This is a genomic window from Corynebacterium sp. HMSC073H12 (genome assembly GCF_001837775.1).
In the GTDB taxonomy this organism is placed as follows: domain Bacteria; phylum Actinomycetota; class Actinomycetes; order Mycobacteriales; family Mycobacteriaceae; genus Corynebacterium; species Corynebacterium amycolatum.
In genome coordinates this window covers 75,929-94,385 of the sequence record NZ_KV834035.1, presented here as the reverse complement: position 1 = coordinate 94,385, position 18,457 = coordinate 75,929, and the positions used below count along the sequence as shown (strand labels likewise).

General features: G+C 58.4%; 18 protein-coding genes and 1 tRNA gene. 8 read left to right on the top strand and 11 right to left on the bottom strand.

Features of this window, described 5'->3' with window-relative positions; all coding sequences use genetic code 11:
- Positions 1–271 precede the first annotated feature (271 nt).
- Positions 272–958 carry a hypothetical protein gene (locus HMPREF2708_RS05520; protein WP_070833298.1) on the bottom strand — a complete coding sequence of 229 codons (687 nt, stop codon included), beginning with the start codon at positions 956–958 and terminating at the stop codon, positions 272–274.
- Between the two features lie 154 nt (positions 959–1,112).
- Here HMPREF2708_RS05520 and HMPREF2708_RS05515 point away from each other — a divergent pair, with 154 nt between their 5' ends.
- The 3 genes from HMPREF2708_RS05515 to rlmB all read left to right on the top strand — a co-directional run bounded on the left by HMPREF2708_RS05515 (position 1,113) and on the right by rlmB (position 4,224).
- Entirely contained in the window at positions 1,113–1,688 is a 576-nt protein-coding gene (locus HMPREF2708_RS05515; RefSeq protein WP_038626586.1) for a CarD family transcriptional regulator, read from the top strand.
- 139 nt (positions 1,689–1,827) lie between these two features.
- The gene (gene cysS / locus HMPREF2708_RS05510; RefSeq protein WP_070833593.1) at positions 1,828–3,231 is read left to right on the top strand and encodes a cysteine--tRNA ligase; all 1,404 of its coding nucleotides are present in this window, start codon (positions 1,828–1,830) and stop codon (positions 3,229–3,231) included.
- Between the two features lie 48 nt (positions 3,232–3,279).
- The gene (gene rlmB, locus HMPREF2708_RS05505) at positions 3,280–4,224 is read left to right on the top strand and encodes a 23S rRNA (guanosine(2251)-2'-O)-methyltransferase RlmB (RefSeq protein ID WP_070833295.1); all 945 of its coding nucleotides are present in this window, start codon (positions 3,280–3,282) and stop codon (positions 4,222–4,224) included.
- 558 nt (positions 4,225–4,782) lie between these two features.
- Here rlmB and HMPREF2708_RS05500 read toward each other — a convergent pair.
- The 3 genes from HMPREF2708_RS05500 to HMPREF2708_RS05490 are packed head-to-tail and all read right to left on the bottom strand — an operon-like array spanning position 4,783 to position 7,372.
- Positions 4,783–5,655, bottom strand: coding sequence for a metal ABC transporter permease (locus HMPREF2708_RS05500; RefSeq protein ID WP_070833292.1), 873 nt, complete (start codon positions 5,653–5,655; stop codon positions 4,783–4,785).
- Positions 5,655–6,335 (bottom strand): metal ABC transporter ATP-binding protein, encoded by a 681-nt coding sequence (locus HMPREF2708_RS05495; RefSeq protein ID WP_070833289.1) that lies wholly within the window; start codon positions 6,333–6,335, stop codon positions 5,655–5,657. The genes HMPREF2708_RS05500 and HMPREF2708_RS05495 overlap by 1 nt, the downstream gene beginning before the upstream one ends.
- 2 nt (positions 6,336–6,337) lie before the next feature.
- A complete protein-coding gene (locus HMPREF2708_RS05490) occupies positions 6,338–7,372 on the bottom strand; it encodes a metal ABC transporter solute-binding protein, Zn/Mn family (RefSeq protein WP_070833286.1) in 1,035 nt (344 codons plus the stop codon).
- A gap of 317 nt (positions 7,373–7,689) precedes the next feature.
- Between HMPREF2708_RS05490 and HMPREF2708_RS05485 the strand changes: the two genes are divergently transcribed.
- Positions 7,690–8,796, top strand: a complete 1,107-nt coding sequence (locus HMPREF2708_RS05485) for a LacI family DNA-binding transcriptional regulator (protein WP_070833283.1) — start codon at positions 7,690–7,692, stop codon at positions 8,794–8,796.
- Positions 8,797–8,898: 102 nt separating this feature from the next.
- Positions 8,899–9,522, top strand: a complete 624-nt coding sequence (locus HMPREF2708_RS05480; protein ID WP_070833280.1) for a flavin reductase family protein — start codon at positions 8,899–8,901, stop codon at positions 9,520–9,522.
- On the opposite strand, the gene HMPREF2708_RS05475 is transcribed toward HMPREF2708_RS05480, so the two are convergent.
- The 3 genes from HMPREF2708_RS05475 to HMPREF2708_RS05465 all read right to left on the bottom strand — a co-directional run bounded on the left by HMPREF2708_RS05475 (position 9,504) and on the right by HMPREF2708_RS05465 (position 12,263).
- The gene (locus tag HMPREF2708_RS05475) at positions 9,504–9,980 is read right to left on the bottom strand and encodes an META domain-containing protein (protein ID WP_070833277.1); all 477 of its coding nucleotides are present in this window, start codon (positions 9,978–9,980) and stop codon (positions 9,504–9,506) included. The genes HMPREF2708_RS05480 and HMPREF2708_RS05475 overlap by 19 nt on opposite strands.
- Positions 9,981–9,994: 14 nt before the next feature.
- Positions 9,995–10,372 (bottom strand): hypothetical protein, encoded by a 378-nt coding sequence (locus tag HMPREF2708_RS05470; protein ID WP_070833273.1) that lies wholly within the window; start codon positions 10,370–10,372, stop codon positions 9,995–9,997.
- A 238-nt stretch (positions 10,373–10,610) separates the two neighbouring features.
- Positions 10,611–12,263, bottom strand: a complete 1,653-nt coding sequence (locus HMPREF2708_RS05465; RefSeq protein WP_070833271.1) for a threonine/serine exporter ThrE — start codon at positions 12,261–12,263, stop codon at positions 10,611–10,613.
- A gap of 360 nt (positions 12,264–12,623) precedes the next feature.
- On the opposite strand from HMPREF2708_RS05465, the gene HMPREF2708_RS05460 reads away from it, so the two are divergent.
- Positions 12,624–12,699 (top strand) — tRNA-Thr (locus HMPREF2708_RS05460).
- Positions 12,700–12,829: 130 nt separating this feature from the next.
- Here the strand turns inward: HMPREF2708_RS05460 and HMPREF2708_RS05455 are convergent.
- Positions 12,830–14,332 carry a hypothetical protein gene (locus tag HMPREF2708_RS05455; RefSeq protein WP_070833268.1) on the bottom strand — a complete coding sequence of 501 codons (1,503 nt, stop codon included), beginning with the start codon at positions 14,330–14,332 and terminating at the stop codon, positions 12,830–12,832.
- 634 nt (positions 14,333–14,966) lie between these two features.
- Here HMPREF2708_RS05455 and HMPREF2708_RS05450 point away from each other — a divergent pair.
- Both HMPREF2708_RS05450 and HMPREF2708_RS05445 read left to right on the top strand, forming a co-directional pair.
- Complete coding sequence (locus HMPREF2708_RS05450) at positions 14,967–15,341, top strand: hypothetical protein (protein WP_141762925.1); 375 nt, start codon at positions 14,967–14,969, stop codon at positions 15,339–15,341.
- Positions 15,342–15,466: 125 nt separating this feature from the next.
- Positions 15,467–16,309 (top strand): PaaI family thioesterase, encoded by an 843-nt coding sequence (locus HMPREF2708_RS05445; RefSeq protein WP_070833262.1) that lies wholly within the window; start codon positions 15,467–15,469, stop codon positions 16,307–16,309.
- A gap of 9 nt (positions 16,310–16,318) precedes the next feature.
- On the opposite strand, the gene HMPREF2708_RS05440 is transcribed toward HMPREF2708_RS05445, so the two are convergent.
- The 3 genes from HMPREF2708_RS05440 to HMPREF2708_RS05430 all read right to left on the bottom strand — a co-directional run bounded on the left by HMPREF2708_RS05440 (position 16,319) and on the right by HMPREF2708_RS05430 (position 18,394).
- Complete coding sequence (locus HMPREF2708_RS05440) at positions 16,319–17,092, bottom strand: esterase/lipase family protein (RefSeq protein ID WP_070833259.1); 774 nt, start codon at positions 17,090–17,092, stop codon at positions 16,319–16,321.
- Positions 17,082–17,801 carry an esterase/lipase family protein gene (locus HMPREF2708_RS05435; RefSeq protein WP_070833257.1) on the bottom strand — a complete coding sequence of 240 codons (720 nt, stop codon included), beginning with the start codon at positions 17,799–17,801 and terminating at the stop codon, positions 17,082–17,084. Before HMPREF2708_RS05435 ends, HMPREF2708_RS05440 begins: the two co-directional genes overlap by 11 nt.
- A gap of 170 nt (positions 17,802–17,971) precedes the next feature.
- Positions 17,972–18,394, bottom strand: a complete 423-nt coding sequence (locus HMPREF2708_RS05430) for an HIT family protein (protein WP_005511554.1) — start codon at positions 18,392–18,394, stop codon at positions 17,972–17,974.
- Positions 18,395–18,457 lie beyond the last annotated feature (63 nt).

Here is an 18,457-nt window from a genome sequence, read left to right as displayed (position 1 = left end):
CAAACGAGGGGGGCGACAGACCCGACAACGTTTGGTGCGGGATGTGCGGGAAATGTCGCTAAAAAATTGCCCCAGATACGCGAGAACGGGCCAGGGCAGAGTCAATGACATGTGTCAAGGACTGACTGTACCGCCGTGGCCCGTATCAAGCGACCAATCGCCCATGCCCGCTCGATGAAGCTCCTCGCGTTATTTGCGGGACAGGACTGCGCTGTACCAGCGCTAATAGTGCGCTGCGCGTGAGCAGCGCAGGAGCAGCACCGCGCTGCGCTTACTTGGTTTCAATCATGCCGTCAGCACCGCGGTTCGGTGCACCAGCTTCCAGAATGTCAGCGGAGACGGTGATGTCCAGGTCGTAGGTGTTGGTGTTGCCCTGCGGGTCAGTGAACTCGAAGGTGGCCTCGCGGTTCTGGCCGGCAGCGCTGCTCTTGTCGCCAACCAGGGTGGCCGGGTCCAGCTCATTGGTGTAGTACCCGATGCAACCGGTGTTGTCCTTGGCGGTCTTAGCCAGCGGATCGATGACGGACTTCGGGCCGGCAACAATCTGGCACTCGCGCGGCAGGGAGTTCTCGCCCTTGGCAGCCTTAGCGAAGGAAGGAGTCTCAGCGACCTTCTTCAGCTCAACCTCGCCGATACCCTCAACGGTGACGGACTTCAGCGTGTAGACCGACTCGGTAGCGCGCTGCTGGTTGCTGGCGGAGAACTTCAGACCAGCGGTACCAGCCTCCGGGTCAACCAGGATGTGAGCGTCGCGGATGTTGACGAAGCCAAGAGCCGAGTTGGTGTTCTCAGCACCCTTGCCGGCAGCATCTTCGCCGCCGTTCATCGCACCGTCGACAGCCGGGTGCTGATTTGCGGTCTGCGAAATCTGACCGGCGCCACAGGCAGCAAGTGCAACTGCGGATGCTGCGGAGACGGTGATGAGGGCGCTGCGGCGAAGTACGGACTTGAAGGCCATGACTAGATTTCCTCCAGTAGCTTGAGGATGGGCGATAGGATTTTCAGTATTTAAAGAACACCTTAGTGTCTTCCTAAGATGTTCTCATACTACCCGTAAAATCATGGGGGGACATGATAGGGTGGAAGGCCGTTGGAAAGGGCGTGTGCATTACATGGAATTCAGCATTGGCGATACCGTAGTTTATCCGCACCACGGAGCTGCGAAAATCGAAAACATCATTGAACGAGAGCTTAACGGTGAGACCGTTCAGTACCTCGTACTGCAGATTCTGCAGAGTGATCTGAACATCCAAGTGCCCGCCAAGAATGCCGAGCTGGTCGGCGTCCGCGACGTTGTCGGTGAAGAGGGGCTGCTGAAGGTCTTCTCCGTGCTACGTGAGACCGATGTGGAAGAGGCCGGCAACTGGTCCCGCCGCTACAAGGCCAACCAGGAACGCCTGGGCTCGGGCGATATTAACAAGGTCGCTGAGGTAGTCCGTGACCTGTGGCGCCGCGATCAGGACCGCGGTCTGTCCGCCGGTGAAAAGCGTATGTTGAGCAAGGCTCGCCAGGTTCTCGTCGGTGAGCTCGCGCTTGCCGACGGCGTTGATGAGGCCAAGGTCGAGGAAGTCTTTGCCCGCGTCGATGCCACTATCGAACGTCACCGCACACTGGCACAGGAAGGTGCCGCTGGTGAGAAGAAGGATGAAGCCGACGATAAGCCGGTGGACCTGGACGCAGACGCATAAGTCGTCTCCCTTCCCCGGTTCCTTCCAGTAGGGATTTTCTGCACTTTTCCGGGTAACGGCTAGCGTACACACATTGCCCGTGTGCGCTAGCCGTTTTCTCTTTTTCACCCGTATCTATTTCCCCGCTATGCTCGGGGCTGTGACTTTTCAAATCTTCGATACCGCAACCCGCCAACTGAAGGATTTTGAGCCTCTCCGCGAGGGGCATGCCTCCATTTACCTGTGCGGTGCGACTCCGCAGGCTCAGCCGCACATTGGCCATGTTCGCTCCGGCGTGGCCTTTGATATCTTGCGCCGTTGGCTGATCGCCAAGGGGTATGACGTCGCGTTTGTGCGTAACGTCACCGATATCGATGACAAGATCTTGAATAAGGCCGCCGAGCACGGCCGCCCTTGGTGGGAGTGGGTCTCCCGCTTTGAGCGCGAATTTACCTGGGCCTACAACCAGCTCGGTGTTCTTCCGCCGAGCATTGAGCCGCGCGCTACCGGACATGTCACTCAGATGGTGGAGTACATGCAGCGTCTGATGGATAACGGCTTCGCCTACGCTGTCGATGGCAGTGTCTATTTCGACGTGGACGCCTGGTCCAAGGCTGAAGGCAGCGACTACGGTAGCCTGTCCGGTAACCGCGTTGACGAGATGGAGCAGGGCGAGACCAACACTCCGGGCAAGCGTGGCGCGCACGATTTTGCGCTGTGGAAGGCGGCCAAGCCGGGCGAGCCCTCCTGGCCGACGCCGTGGGGCAATGGCCGTCCGGGCTGGCACCTGGAGTGCTCCGCTATGGCTACCTACTACTTGGGCTCGGAGTTCGACATCCACTGTGGCGGTCTCGACCTGCAGTTCCCTCACCATGAAAACGAGATTGCGCAGTCGCACGCAGCTGGCGACGGCTTTGCTCGCTACTGGATGCACAATCACTGGGTCACAATGGCCGGCGAAAAGATGTCGAAGTCGCTCGGTAACGTCCTCTCCGTGCCGCATATTCTGACCATGGTGCGTCCGGTTGAGCTGCGTTACTACCTCGGTAGTGCGCACTACCGCTCCGTGCTGGAGTACTCCGAGGAGGCTCTGCAGGAAGCGGCAGCGGGATACCGTCGTATCGAGGCGTTTGTGCACCGTGCCGTCGATAAGCTCGGCGATATCGAAATCGGTGAGTGGACGCCGGCGTTCGAAGCAGCGCTCGACGACGACCTCGCCGTCCCACGCGCGCTCGCGGAAATCCACAACGCTGTCCGTGGGGGCAATCAGGCGCTTGCCGACGGCGACGAGACCAGGGCCAAGGAGATTGCCGGTGCTGTCCGCGCTATGGCCGCAGTCCTGGGATTCGATCCGCTGAATGAGCAGTGGGCAACCTCCGATTCCGGTTCTGATGCAGCAATGCATGCGCTCGGTGTGCTGGTTGAGCACCAGTTGGAGGAGCGCACCCGGGCTCGTGCAGAGAAGGACTGGGCTACGGCTGATGCTGTACGCGACCGTCTGAAGGAAGCGGGTATCGAGGTAACTGATACCGCGGATGGTCCGGCATGGTCTGTCGCTGACTAAAGCTAAAGAAAAGCATTTCTCTTTTTAAACAACAGGAAGCAGGTAGCTATGGCAGGCAACGGTCGTCGTGGTGCAGTGCGCAAGGCAAGCAAGAAGAATGTTGGCGGCTCCGGTGGCCAAAAGCGTGGCTTGCGTGGCAAGGGGCCGACCCCGAAGGCAGAGGACCGCGTTTATCACGCAGCTCATAAGCGGGCGAAAGAGAAGCGCCGCCGTGACTCCGGGCGCCATGAGCGCAAGGGGGATGGCACCGAGCTGGTAGTTGGCCGTAACCCGGTCGTGGAGTGCCTGCATGCAAAGGTGCCAGCGGCAGCGCTGATTGTGGCGCTGGGTACAGACAATGACGAGCGCCTGCAGGAGTCAGTGCGTATTGCTAACTCCCGTGGTATCCCGATTCGCGAGGTACCCCGCCACGAGCTGGACGCTATGACCGGCAACACCATGCACCAGGGTATCGGCCTGCAGATTCCGCCGTACAAGTACGCATCTGTCGAAGATCTGATTGATTCGGTGGCCAAGACCGGTGAGCCGGGCCTTATCGTCTGCCTGGATAACATCACCGACCCCCGTAATCTGGGTGCGGTCATTCGCTCGGTGGCGGCCTTTGGCGGTCACGGTGTGGTGATTCCGGAGCGTCGCTCGGCCGCCATTACGGGCGTCGCCTGGCGTACCTCTGCTGGTACTGCTGCGCGTCTGCCGGTTGCGCGGGCGACCAATATGGTGCGCTCGCTCAAGCAGTTCCAGAAGGCTGGTTACCAGGTCGTTGGCTTGGATGCTGGTGGCGACCACACTCTGGATACTTACGACGGCACCACCCCGGTGGTTGTGGTCGTCGGTTCCGAGGGCAAGGGGCTTTCGCGCCTGGTGCGCGATACCTGTGACACCATCATGTCCATTCCGATGACCGGCTGGGTTGAGTCGCTCAATGCTTCCGTTGCTGCCGGTGTGACTCTGAGTGAGTTTGCCCGCCAGCGCCGGGCAAAGAGTAGCCAGTAGCGCATTTGATACCCCCGTAGGCGCCATTACCAATTCGTTATAGTAATGGCGTTTACGTGGGCTATTTTGAGTTCTAAATGGCGGCCGGTACTTATGGCTACCCCCAGTAGTTCAGCGCTTTAAAGATAATTCTATTTCCGGCGTGCGCTGCAGAAATGACGGCGTTATTATCACTTCCAACAGAAAATTATCCGTAGTTTCCCGAAGGGGAGGGCGGGCAAATCATGCTCCTAGAAATGGGGGCGTAATTGGCCGTAATTTAGGGATGCTCACGGACCTAGCGGTGGCTTGTACAGCTAGCTTTTGGGTCACTGAGATGTCAGACCACGACATCGTCAGCGTTAGTTTTTCTGTCTGCCGGGTCACCCCATTTCGGCAGCCTCGCAGTCTTAAAGAGAGCTGGGGGTATTGGAGTCTGCTTTTAGAGAATCCAGCAAAAATACGGGCAGCCCCTCGGTGGCGAGAGGGAAGGTGGACGCACCTTCTCCGCAATCGTCTCTCGAGGAGCTGCCCGATGTTTTTGTTGTTTTAAAAGCCACTTCGAAAAAGCGTATGTGTCTATTTGCTCCACTTCGCAGCCTGGACGTCGTCACGCGTTGCCTTGCGCGACTGCACCGTTCCAATGGCGTAACAGGCCAGGTAGATGACAAACGCGATTGTCGTCACTAGAACGCTGACCGGGATACCCGGTGCGAGCGAGAGAACGATGCCGCCGACAGCCGCGACCTCAGCGAAGATGGTCGACAAAATGATGGTCTTCACCGGCGAGGCAGTAACGAATGCGGCTGCGGCACCCGGGGTGATAATCAGGGCGATGACGAGCAGGGAGCCGACAATCTGCACGCCTTGGGCGGCGACGAGACCGGTGAGAATCGCGAAGTAGATCGATAGCGCCTTCACGTTGGCACCACTGGCGGCGGCCATGATGGGGTCGGCGGAGGCGAATAGCAGCGGCCGCCATTTCCAGGCAACGCCGCCGACGACGATGACCGCGACGATGGCCATCGTCCATAGAGAAGTGTCAGTCAGGCCAATGATCTGGCCGGTGAGAAGTGAAAACGCGGTACTTGTCCGGCCAGGGTAGAGGTGGATAAACAGCACCGATAAGCCCATGCCGAAGCTCAAGACCACGCCCACAACCGCATCTTGGCGCCCTCGAAGCGACAGTGTCGCCAGGACTATTGCGATGAGCACCGAGCCGATAATGGCACCGCTGCTGACACTGACACCCAGTAATAGAGCCGCGGATGCGCCCATGAGTGCCAGCTCACTGGTGCCGTGGACCGTGAAGCTCATCTGCCGCATGACAATCAGGGGCGAGATGATGCCGGAAATTAGCCCAAGCAGTGCTGCTGCAATGAGGGCATTGTGGACGAATCCGACCTGGAGTAGGGCGGCGGTGTCGGAGAAATACTGAGCCAGTAGGGTCATTAGGCGATAACCAACTTTCCCTCGACACGGGCAACCACAATTTTGGTTTGGTAGAGCTCCGAGAGCGTCTCTGAGGTGATAATTTCCTCGACCGATCCGACCGCATGTCCATGCGGCGTCAGGTAGAGCACCCGGTCACAGACGCCCAGGATGGGGTTGATGTCGTGGGTGACAAAGACGACTGCCGTGTCATTTTCCCGGCGATGCCGGTCCAGGCGCTCAACCGTGGTTCGCTGTGCCGCAGGGTCGAGGGAGAGCAGAGGCTCGTCGCAAAGCAAAAAATCCGGCGCCGAAACGAGCGCCTGTGCCTGACGGACAAGCTGCTGCTGACCGCCAGAGAGCGTGCCGACACGACGGTCCGCAATACCCGTAGCGCCGACAAACTCCAGCATCTGGTCGGTGGCGGAGCGGTTCTTGCCGGCCGCCAGCTCGACGAGGTCGCGAACCCGAATGGGCAGCGAGGGCTCGAACATCCGCTGCTGCGGAATGTAGCCCAGGTTCCCGTCGACTTTTACTGAACCGTGAGTCAGCCGCCGCATGCCAAGGGCTGTGGTCAGCAGCGTGGATTTGCCGACGCCGTTCGGCCCCAGGATGGCCAAGAACTCGCCGGGCTCGATATCCAAATTCAGACCGGACCACAGCGGTTCGACGGCTGCGTCAGTAAAAGTCAGTGAGGGCAAAGTTATGCGGACTCCATATCGGAAAGGGTTTGCTTGTAGAGGTCAAAGAACGACTGGTCAGTGCTGGGTGACTCAAAAACATCGACGATTTTAACGCCCTTTGCCTTGGCTGCCTCGACGAGTCGCTGCGAGACCTGGTCGTGGGTCTGCGGTGCGTCGATGAGGTAGTCGAGCTCGCCGGACTCAATCAGCTTCAACATTTCATTGACATCGCTTGCCGACGGTTCGGACTCATTCAGCGTGGACTGACGGTAGCCCTTCGGGGTGATGTCCTCGACCTTCGTGTCCTTCAGGATGTCATCGGCCAGCGGGTGAACCTGAGCAACCTTAGCGGCCTTGAGCTTACTCTTGGCCTCTTCGATGTCCTTGATTTCCTTGTCGACAGCCTTGGTGTCGGCCTTGGCGCCTAGCTTGGTCAGAGCTTCGGCGAGCTGCTCTGCAGTTTCTTCAACCGCATCGGTGTCGTACCAGATGTGCTCGTTGGCCTCGCCATCGTGGTGGTGCTCGTGACCTTCGTGGTCGCCATGGTCGTGGTCGTGCCCCTCATGGTCGTGGTCGTGTTCATGGCCGTGGCCCTCGTGATTGTGGTCATGGCCTTCATGGTCATGGTCATGTTCATGGCCGTGACCCTCGTGATCGTGATTGTGGTTGTGGCCCTCTTCTTGCGGCAGCGCAGAGATGATGACCTTATCCTTTGCGTCACGCAGAGAAGAGGTCAGCCATGCGTCGTAATGCCCGCCACCTGCGACGAGAATATCGGCGTCCTCTACCTTTGCCATGTCGGCTGCGGCCGGTTCGTAGGAGTGGGGGTCGATGTCGTTGGACGCGATAATCGGGTCGATGGCGACCTTCTCGTCGTCGGTGACTGCGTCGGCGACGTCTGCCCAGACCTTGTTGGAGGTGACCACTTTGATGGTGTCTTCGGACTTGCCCGCGGACGTAGCGCTGTCATCATTGCTGGAGCATGCGCCGAGGCCAGCGACGAGGCCGGCGCTGGCGACTAGCGCCGCGATGCGCGTGGAAAAGCGTGCCTTCATATATGTATCCAATCCTGTTGCGAGCTGAATTATTTCCTCTATTCAGCTCCTGGGCATTAACCGCTATTGAAAACAGTTGTCTTTTAGTTCAAAGAACATAGTAGGGGCTGCGGAGCTCCAGTCACAAGGCGGATCGCTGCCGGAGTGGCAGAAATGACAGTCGCGCACATTCGTTGGGTAAAGTTGTCCGCGATTAGATGCGTGTAATGCTCGTTGCAGTTCTTTTCCATAAAACTGAGGTTTTCTGCCTGAGGTAGATGAGCGAAGATAGCTGAGCGGGCAGTCACTGTTGGTTTTTCAAGAAGGGTCGGTATTCCGTGCAAAGTCGGCGTCGTCGTGGCACCTTGGCTTCCATCGCAGCAGAACTTGGGGTCTCGCGCACGACTGTGTCCAATGCTTACAACCGTCCTGACCAGCTCTCAGAGAAGTTGCGCGAGCACATCCTGGAAACTGCGGAGCGGCTTGGATATCCGGGGCCGGACCCAATGGCTCGGGGTCTGCGCATGCGCCGGGTTGGCGCCATCGGCGTGCTGTTCACCGAGCACCTCCCATTCGCTTTTGAAGACCCTGCGTCGGTGGACTTTCTCGCCGGCCTTGCAGAAGAGCTCGGCGAAATGGGCGACTCCATGTTGGTCATTCCAGCTTCCTCCGAGGAGGGCGGGGACGTAGATCTCAATCTGATTCGGCAGGCGGTGGTCGACGGCTTCGTGGTCTACTCCGTCGCGGACAACGATCCGTTCCTCGCTGCGGTGCGCGCTCGCGGCTTGCCGACGGTCGTGTGCGACCAGCCTGCAGATGCGGCGGCTCTACCGTTTGTGGGCATCGACGACCGTGAGGCCATCAAGCCCGCGGTGCGGCACCTGACTGAGTTGGGGCATCGCAAGGTGGGAATCCTTTCGGTGCGCTTGTCGCGTACCCCGAACTCGGGATATGTCACGGAGAAGCGGCTGGCAGAAGCTCATCACCAGGTGCAGAAGAACCGCGTCGAAGGTGCGCTGGAAGCGCTTGCCGAGGTCGGTATTCAGCAGGCGGATGTGCCTATCATCGAGCGTCACCTCAATGACCGCGAGAACAACCGCGATGCGGCTCGCCAGCTGCTGACCGACAACCCGGATCTCACGGCAGTGGTCTGTACCACGGATACTCAGGCAATTGCGGTCTTGGAATATGCCGAGGAGAACGGAATTCGTGTTCCAGAGGACCTGTCCATCACCGGCTTTGACGGAATTGAGCGCGCCCTCTTTCACAACCTGACCACCGTGATTCAGCCGAATAGGCAGAAGGGTATTGCCGTCGGCCGCGCGCTGGCCGAGGAGCTTGAGGCCGCACACGAGGACAGCGGTTGCGCTCCTCGCGTCTTGTTGGAGACTGAGTTTGTCGTTGGAGCGACAACTGCAGCGCCGTCGGCACCGTCAGCCGGGTAGCGGGCCGACGAGGCAATAACATCGTGGCGCTATCGGAGGTTCTTGGGGTGGTAAACCCTACCTCGTCTTTACTGTGTTCGGATTCAGATTAAGGTCTATTACATGACAGATTCAACAAATTCGAGCACCGACCGATCAGCTGCGGCTTTCAATAATCCGGAAGCCACCGGCCACGACCATGTCGAACTTGGCGGCCCCGTCGAATTGGATGAAATGTCTATCCGTGGCGCGATGAGTGAGTTCACCACTGGCGTGACCATTATCGCCACCGAGGACGAAGGTGAGCCGTACGGTTTTGCCTGTCAGTCTTTTTCCTCTCTCAGCCTTACTCCACCGATGGTTCTGTTTACTGTCATGAAGACCTCGCGGTCGTGGCCGCACATACGGAACGCTGGACGTTTCTCCGTCAACGTGTTGGCTGAGGATCAGGAGGATATCTCGGCAGCCTTCGGTCGCAGTAATGGCGAAAAGTTCAAGACGGGGAAGTGGACCCGCTCTGAGCTGGGCAACCCTTTACTGCACGGCTGCTCCGTGTGGATTGATTGCACCGTCGTCGATGTTTACGAAGGCGGCGATCACTGGGTCGTGACGGCGGATATTGTGGCTATCGGCAAGCGTGAAGAAATCAATCCGCTCATTTACCACCGCGGTTCTTACGCACGGGTTTCTCACCCCGGCACCGATGCGCCTGTTGATCAAAAGTGGCGTCAGCGCCCCTCGGTGTAACCCGAGGTAGTCGCAGTCCATCCGCGGCGGTCCTCGCCCGGCTTGGTGTCTTTTATCTCTCGCATGCGCAGACCATTGTTGTCCTGCGTGTAGACGAATTCGCCCGCAACAATCTTGTGGAAGCGCTCCGAATAGGTCTGAGCCTGGGCTGAGCAGTCCAAACTGCGAGTCTGCTCTGGGGTGCCGAATTCGACCGCCTCGCCCTTCCACTGCAGCGAACCAGAGCCGTTGCTACAGGAATCAGCGAAAGTATATGTTGTCTGCCCCAGCGTAATAGTCGGTGCCTGCGTTCCGTCCGGCACGCCGTGGGGCAGGTTTGGGTCATCAAAGATTGCGGTTATCTGCCACTGCTTGCCGACGATCTCTGCTGCCGGCTTTGCCTGGCATGCGGTAGCCGTCATGGACACCGCCGCAACGACAGCTACTGTGGCAACCGCCTTTTTCCCGCTCCGACCCATGCTGCGTGACCCCGTTAGTTAGCTGCCTTCTTGGTGCTCTTCTTAGCAGCCTTCTTCGTCGTCTTCTTGGCGGCCTTCTTTGTAGCCTTCTTCGCCGTCTTACGAGTGGTCTTCTTTGCAGCCTTCTTGGCCGACTTCTTCGCAGTCTTCTTAGTGGACTTGCGTGTGCGCTTTGCGGTCTTCGGAGCGTGTTCCTTCTCGTACTCCTCGTGAACCTTCTTGAAGCTCAGGCCTTCCTTCTCCACTCCGAGCATGCACATCAGAGTGACGGCATCGTAGAAGTCCTCGGCGAAGGTAGCCACAATTCGCCGTGCGCCAGCAGCGGTCTTTTCTTCGACCTTGTGAAGAGCCTCGTTCTGAGCAGTGCGAGTGTCTGTGACCTTCGGTGGCACGAATCCTCCTGGCAAGCATGGCCTTAATTGCGCCCAATACACCTACTTCTGCCAGCCATCTCGCCACATGCTCCCGTCACTGAGCTCAACCGAGTTCAGCGGAGAAAGAATGGGATTGTGATGACGCAGTTTCGGCTTTAAGCGCTACTTACAATTCAAAAACCTAATTCTACCACGTTGTTGATTGGTCGCGCGGTGTGGACAACCTGGTTCCGGAAGCGGCCAGTTCACGCAGCGACTAGTCCAGGCGCGGGTTCATACCGCCCTTGAAGCGGTAGTTGCGTGGACGGCGAGGCTTGTTCCGCGGATTCACAGGACGGATGCGACGCATACCGGCCCGGATTGGACGGGTCAGGCCACTGTCTTCGCGCAGTGCGCGAGGGCGACGGAGCCTGCGCGCCATCCATTCACCGAGGACAATGCCCGCAGCTAGTGCCGTCGCAATGCCTAGCGCTGAGGCCAGCGCCGTAAACCCCTTGGTCGGGTGGTCGTGCAGCAGTGCGTGCATACCGCGGTAGATTGTCATACCCGGAAGCAGTGGGGTGACGCCTGCCACTGCCGTAATTAGCGGCGGGATGGACCAACGTCGCGCCAGCAGGCCACCGATGAGACCAATTAGAGTCGCCGCCGCGCCTGCGCTGGTCACCGGATGAACTCCCAGCGGAGTCAACACGTAGTAGTAGGTCATTGACCCCAGCAGGGCGACCGTTCCGGACACTGCCAACGCGGTGAATCCAGCATTCGAGGCCAACGCAAATGCGATTGAGGCGGTAGTTCCCGCTATCACCCTCACTGTTGCCTGTGCAAGGTTGAGGTCGGAGCCCGCGATGACGTCGGGAAGCGGAATGCCCAGCATTCCGGAAAACTCGATGCCCATTGCGATGCCAGCGACGATTCCGCCGGTCAACAACATGGTGTCGAAGAAGCGCGCGGAGCCAGTCACGGGTGCGCCGGTGATGCCGTCTTGCAGTGCTTGCACGAGGGTTAGGCCGGCGAGCATCACGATAATTCCCGAGGCGATCAGCCTGGATGGCTGCATTTCAAAGGGGAGATACGCCTGCGCCGCATTGAGTACAGCAGCAGAGAGTGTGGCGATGAGACCGCCGACTGCGTTCTGGAAGAATGTGGGCAACTCGCGGGCGGCGAGTTCACCAATCACGATGACGATGGCCAGTGTGACCGCAGCCGCGATAAGGGCGACCCCGAAGCTCGAGCCGAGCAGCACTGTCACAGATGAAGCCAGCAATGCCCAGCCAGCGTAGATGACGCGGAGGCGGTATTTTGCGGGCTCACGCTCGACCTTGTCGATAGCCTCAATAGCCTCCTCCAAACTCAGGTGGCCTGCGCGAATTCGGCGGATGACACGGTCGGTGTGACGCAAGCGCTCGAAGTCGGGCACTGGTGCGGTGACCACGCGCATAGCTGTAATTGGTGTGCGGCGGGCACCGATGAGGTGGTAGACCGTCACGGAGGTCAATGTGATGTCGACCTGGATCTGGGTGAGGCCATAGGCTGAGGTCACGGCCTTAATCTGCAGCTCGGTATCGCGGTTGCCCGAGCCACACGCCAGCAGCAACCCGCCGATGCGAGCAGCGAGATCGAGTACGGCCGTGACCTGACTCGGGTCGGAATAATCGATCGGTGCCAGCGGCAGTGGGGTAGTGGTCGAGTGCACTAGGTCGACAGTTGCCGTTGGGCCGGAAACGAAATCAATCACGCGCTGCTTGAAGGTGGACTGATCGTCGATTGCAGGAAACTGGGTCTGCGGAGTGTCGTCGTGAGGGACGGTGGGGTCAGTGTCGTAAGAGGCAGTGGCTTCGGCGTCGTGGAGATCATTCTTCGCTGCGGAGTTTTCTCCGGCGTTGGAATTGCTGTCACCAGCGAATGACATGTCGACACTTCCTTTCCCCGATACTGCCTGGGGTGCATTGCAGTGATGCTGCAAAGACGCGATGTGGAGACGTTGCAGAAACATAGCCCCAGTGATTTAGCGATAGTCACACTACCCCGTCAGCGACCGAGAATCTCAATTCGTTTTTGAGGCGGCGAATTTACTTATCTGAGCGGGGCTTTTAGTGTGCAGAAAAGTGTTCAGGAAGTGCGGTTGCAGTATTCCTGTGGTGTCGTTTTTAACTTCTGCTTGCCAACCTGTACAATCGCCTGTCAGCGGCACAGCTGAGTTCGATTCTCAGGTTGACTCTGATTCTTTCGAGCCAGCGACGGCTAACGCCAAAAGGGTCGCTTTAAAGTTGCCGGGATGGCGCAATTGGTAGCGCAACTGATTTGTAATCAGTAGGTTACGGGTTCGAGTCCCGTTTCCGGCTCCAAAACCCCAGGTCAGGAAGTTTTCCGGCCTGGGGTTCTTTGGTTTTAAGGGGAAAAAGTAGGGGGTTAAGTAGCGTGAGGGGTGAAATCGTCTAACAGAACGTCCGCATCCCTTCTGCCCCGTAAGCCGGCTTAGAAGCTGGAAGAACCACCTGAACCGGAAAACCCCGAGCTAAACCCGCTGTTGACGCCGCCGCTACTAGAAGAGCTGTCGCGGGCAGTGGTGGCATCGCTATCCCAGGTGCTCACGACATAGAAGGGTACGTAGCCGTGGTAGCCGGAGCCAGCGAAGAAATTAGAGTCGTAGATGCGCGTGCGCTCGGGGCGCTCGTCGGCCTCATTGCGCTTCTGCAGCTGGGACTGCACGTGCTCCGACAAGAGCGCGGAGCGATCCAAGAGTTCTAGGTAGCGCTCCATGAACTGCGGATGGTGTGGTTCCTTGGATAATTCAGTGGCGGCATCTTCCAACTCCTTCGCGTGGCGCTCAAGCGTCGAGTCGATGCTTGCGGCCAAGTAGCCTGCCTGTGCCAGATCCTTCCCCAGCTCGTAGAGTTCATAGCGGCGAGCATCCGCATCAGCGTTCTCAATGCGGTGCAGCTTTTCAATATTGACCTCAGCGGTTTCCACGCGCTCGCACAGTTGGCGCACGTTGGCGATGAGCTCGGAGCGTGAGCGGAATTGCTCATCTGGCGCATCCGCCGGAATCGACATGAGGGAACCAACCTGGCTATCGATCGCTAGGAAGTCATCGCGCAAACCCTCCCAGTCCTGGCGCAGGCGCTCATCCACCAGTCCTGATTGGAGCGAGTGCGCTCGAATATCAATCTCCCTTAGCCGTTGCGCCACACCGGTGTAGGTCTGCGACACGTAGTCCCAGTCCTCGCGTGCCTGCTGTGTCTTCTTCTGTCGGCTGCGGCGTACACCGCCGGCGAGGCCGACACCAGCGCCGCCAACGCTCAGGCCCGCCACCCCGAGGCCAACGGCCGCCCCCATCCGATCCTCTTTTGCGCCCTCGTACTGAGTATCCGCAGCACGGTCTACGTCGATTGCAGCCGCTGCGCCAGCAAAGAGGCCAGCAGGAATGTTGTCATCCCGCACGCCCGGCTTAATTGCTTCGATGGACTGTTTCAGATGGCTGTCATTCTTGCGTAGCTTCATTTGAGCAGCCACGTCCTCACCCGCGAAGACGAAGGCTTGGCGCGGATTAAGGCCCACGCCGACGAAGACCTGGCCATCAGCAAACTTATCCTTGCCGATGAGCTCCTGGTGGTTATCGCGCAGGTACTCCTCTACGGAGTCATTAACGTTTTCCTTGTTCTCGGCAAAGACCATGTAGTGCAGCTCTTGGACCACGTCAGGGGCGGCGATCAGGGAGACATCGCGAAGCATGCGCTGTTCTTCCTCCGGCGTGAGCACATCGTCCGGGTCCATGATGTCAGCCTGTACCTCACGCTGCGCAGTCTGCATGACGTAGTCGGAGCGCTCGGGCACATCGAGAATTGCCAAGCAGGTGCCCGCACCGACACCTCCGAGAAGCAGGCCGCCCACTGCGGCTGCGCCGATGATGGCACCGATGGAGGTCACTTTGGGGCCGCGGTTGGATGCAAAAGGTTTAATATCGCGAGAGTCGGTCACGGTGGTTCTCCAATTCGCGAGCAATCGGTCCCCGCCAATTTTATCCGGTTTAAGGGGACTGGGCGGGGAGCAAAGGATGCGTTTGAAGACAGATTAAAGGGCAAATGTCTGTCGGGGCTGGTGTCGGGGAATCTTCTGTCACTTATGCGCACGTTGTCGGAAGTCCCGGTCAACATATGGATGAGCTATCCACTTATGGCCACGCTGCTGCGTATCGATAGGTGAATATTGCATCGATAGGACAACGCAACACCGGCAGCAGAACAGCGCAACACCGGCAGCAGGACAACGCAACACCGACAGCAGGACAACGCAACACCGGCAGCAGGACGACGCAACACCGGCAGCAGGACAACGCACCGCCGACACCCGGAAAATCACAGGCCACAGAGCATTCACATACGTAACACTAACCCCACGTTTCACAGGGGTTACATGCGCATGTAAAGTGGACTTTGTTTTTAAGTCATAAGTGTCGATAGGGCTGGTCTCGGGGAAGGGCCTGCGCTATGGGCGCTTTTGGCAGTTTTCTGTAAAAACCTTCCAGAAAACCCCACAAGCTGGGGTGATTTCTTCGAGAAAAATATTCTACGATAGAGCCATGTCAGAGGTGCTCTTTGTCAGTAGTTCAAACATGGGACTCTCACGCGTACTAGAAGGGCTGCTGCGGCAAGCTGCCCCAGGCCTGACAGTTTTGTCAGCAGGTATCAGCATCGATGATGATGACCGCGGTCTGGATGAAGACGCGCGGCGTGCGCTCTGTGAGGTGGGGGCACGGTGTGACGGTGATCCTCATCAACTCACGCCGTCTCTCGCAGACAGTGCGGATGTGGTCATTGTCGTGGGGAAAATCGATGTGTCGGACTACATCGCACCAGATGTAGAGACGGAGCGCTGGGAATATGATGACCCGGCTGACCGCGGTATTTATGGCTACCCTCGCTACGTGCAATTGCGGGATTATTTCGTACAGCGCGTCAATACGCTGGCGGAACGGTTTGCTGCCTAAATAGTCGCTGTCTTAATAAAAGGTGGGGCGCGGGAACCGTCGTAAAGCATGTTCTGCGGCCGACACACTTTGTTTTCTGACGATAATGCCCGCGTTCGTCCGGTCAGCACCTAATGTAAGTAGTTATGTCTATTGGTCCCTCGCTGCGACGCACCCTGTACAAACTTGCTGAGAAAGAGATGTCCCCGGCTAAGGCAAAGTTCTTGCTGAACATTTGGCCGCCGCTGTTTGGCACCGGCATCCGTATCACCGAGATTGCGGATGACTGGTCTGAGGGGCGATTGGAGCTGCGCCTGAACGCTCTGACTGCGAATATGCATGGCGCGGCATTTGGCGGTGCACTGTTTTCGATGACGGATGTGCTGTTTGGCACGCTGGTTATGCAGCGCCTGGATGTCAAGAAGTACGAGGCGTGGACGCGAACTGGGTCGTTTGAATTTATCCGGCCGGGTAAGAACGGTGCGTACCTCGAGGTAGAGGTGTCGGATGAGATGGTCGAAAAGCTTAAGGCCGAAACCGAAGGTGGCTATTCGACGGTCGTTCCATACACCTCTGTAATCCGAAACCGCGATGGTTCCCTGGTCGGTATTGGTCAGCAGGAGCTCTACGTGCGCCGTCGTGGTCGCAAGAAGCCGCCGGCCAATCCGAATCAGCAGGATCGTGTTGCCGGTGAGAACCTCATCTCTGCTGCTCGCACTCTTGCGCGGCTGGGGATGCGCGGGGTGGAAAACCGTGATGTGCTCGTCCAGCAGGAACGCACCGCACGACGCTGCATTTCGCCAGAGTCGCGTGCAGTCGCATGGCTCCACGGGGTCCTCGAGTACGGCGATGTCACTGTCGACGACTACCGAGCCGCAGGGCTTCCCGACGTCGTCATCGAGGCCCTCACCTCCGAAAACCCCTCGCCAGCCGCGCAGCAGCTGCTTGCGGATGTCGTTACCGCGCGCGAGTCGCTGACCAAGTTCTAGGTCGAAGCTCTACGCCAATAGCCGAGTGATCAGATTGATCACTTCGGGGTCTGTTTGCTGCTTCCAATGCGCAACAGACCTGCCCTCCAGCTCGGTTTCGAGCAAAACAGTTTGGCTGTCCGGCAGGAAGCTCTGCGCGGTATCGGACCACGGAATGACCAGGTTGTCATGGTGGCTGATGACATTAATCCAGTCAGGTGCGGCTGCCTTGTGCCCTCGGAGGTGCGGGGCAGTGTTGGCGGCAGGCAGTCTGTATTTTCCTGCCGCTACCGCAATTTGATCGGCTAAAGCCTGTCCCATTAGCCAGCGGGCAGGTGTCCCATTCCACCAGCCCAAAATGCTGGAGATTCCAGTCAGATTTACACCGCCGACAGAGCTCGACACACTGATGACACGTCGAAACGAAAAACGCTCGCATTCATGGTTCGCTAGGCGCGTAAACAGCAGGAAAGCCAGTAGCCCACCCTGAGAGTGAGCCACAATATCGACCGTGTCCGAGTTCGTTTCAGCGCAAACGCCGTTGATATAGGCCTCGACCTCGGCCACAGAATCCGCAATGGCAGCAGTGCCGCGGTTTCCGTAGGCCGGTACATAGACTCGGCGGCCACAGTCACGGAGTCCGTCGGCAAGCGGTGCCCACGCGCCGGGACTATCGAGCGTGCCATGTAGTGCGATAACCGGAACGGGATCTCTGAGGTCCCCCGCTGCCGGACTCGGATTTGGTAAGGACGGATGTGCGGCTGTCGGTGGGAAAATCCGCGCTAGGAGCGGTCTATTCCGCATGCTCAGTTGGGTCAAAATCCTCGCCTACCAGCTTGAATAGTGCCTCGCGAGTAAGCGCGCGGGGACGCCAATCGTGCGCCATTTGCTCGTGCAAAATGATGGCTTGAGGGAACGCGTCCTGCACATAGAGATTGGTGACCATGCCTGTGTCACCATCGTCCAAGAAACAGGACTGTGGAGGGGAAATGAGCTGGTCATACTTGGTGGCAATGCAGGTGTAAGTAACACCGGGACCGAGGATATCGTGGGAATTGGAGTTCAAAACCATCTTTGAGCCCGTGAGCTGTTCCAAACCGGAAACGCCCCAGTAGTTCTGAACGAAGTTGCTCATCAGCGACTTTGTGCCGGGAATCTTAGTGATACCGGAAGCGATGCCGCCCAGGTTGGTGCCGTGATTGGGCGCGGCAAGGCAGACAACATGTTTGATGTACTTGGAAATGCGCAGAGAAAGCAGGGTGGCAATTAAGCCGCCTTGCGAGTGCCCCACGATAACGGCGTGCTTGGCACCAGTCGCGTGCAGGACAGCCTTGATGTAGGGCACGAGCATGTCGATGGACTGATTGATGGGATCTGTTGCACGGTGGCCAAAATCCGGCGCGAAGACAGCCCAGCCATCCTCCCGTAACTGACCGCCGAGGGTCTCCCAAATTCCCTTGACCTGGCCTGTTCCGTGCAGGAGGATGACCGGCCACGGCCGGGATTTGGACACTTTGGCTCCCCAGTTATCTTCGAAAACACCACGCAGCGGACGGAAGATGGCATAGGGGAGAGATGCCGATCCTTCAACTGCGGCCGGTTTTTGCGCCTCCGGATCCTGCCCCTCCGGGGCAGGGACTACCGGAAGTTGTTCTTCCCGAAAATTCTCTTTTGAAGCGGCGATTAGCGCACCAACTTTCCGTCTTCATCAGTCCCGAGGGCCTCCCGTAGCTTAGCGGCGGCCTCATCCATGGACTCTGCGGAAGGATTGCGATCGACCGACTGGAGGTTGTAGCCGGACATGTCGTGGGCAGGGAAGATATGGATGTGGGTGTGCGGAACCTCAAAGCCGGCGATGAGGTAGCCAGCACGTGGAGCGTCAAAAGCGGAGACAACAGCCTGACCAACCTTCTGGGCAACCTCATTGAGATGAGCCCACAGCTCAGGCGAGGCGTCTGTCCACTTGTCCACCTCTTCAACAGGGACAACCAGAGTGTGACCAGGTGCGATTGGCTCGATGGTCAAAAATGCGACGACCTTGTCATCGCGGTAGACAAAACGACCGGGGAGTTCACCGTTGATGATCTTGGTAAATACTGTGCTCATGTGCCAAGGGTAACCCGAATAGCGGATTGAGGGGTTGGGTGCGATGAGAGTTATCCGGGCTGA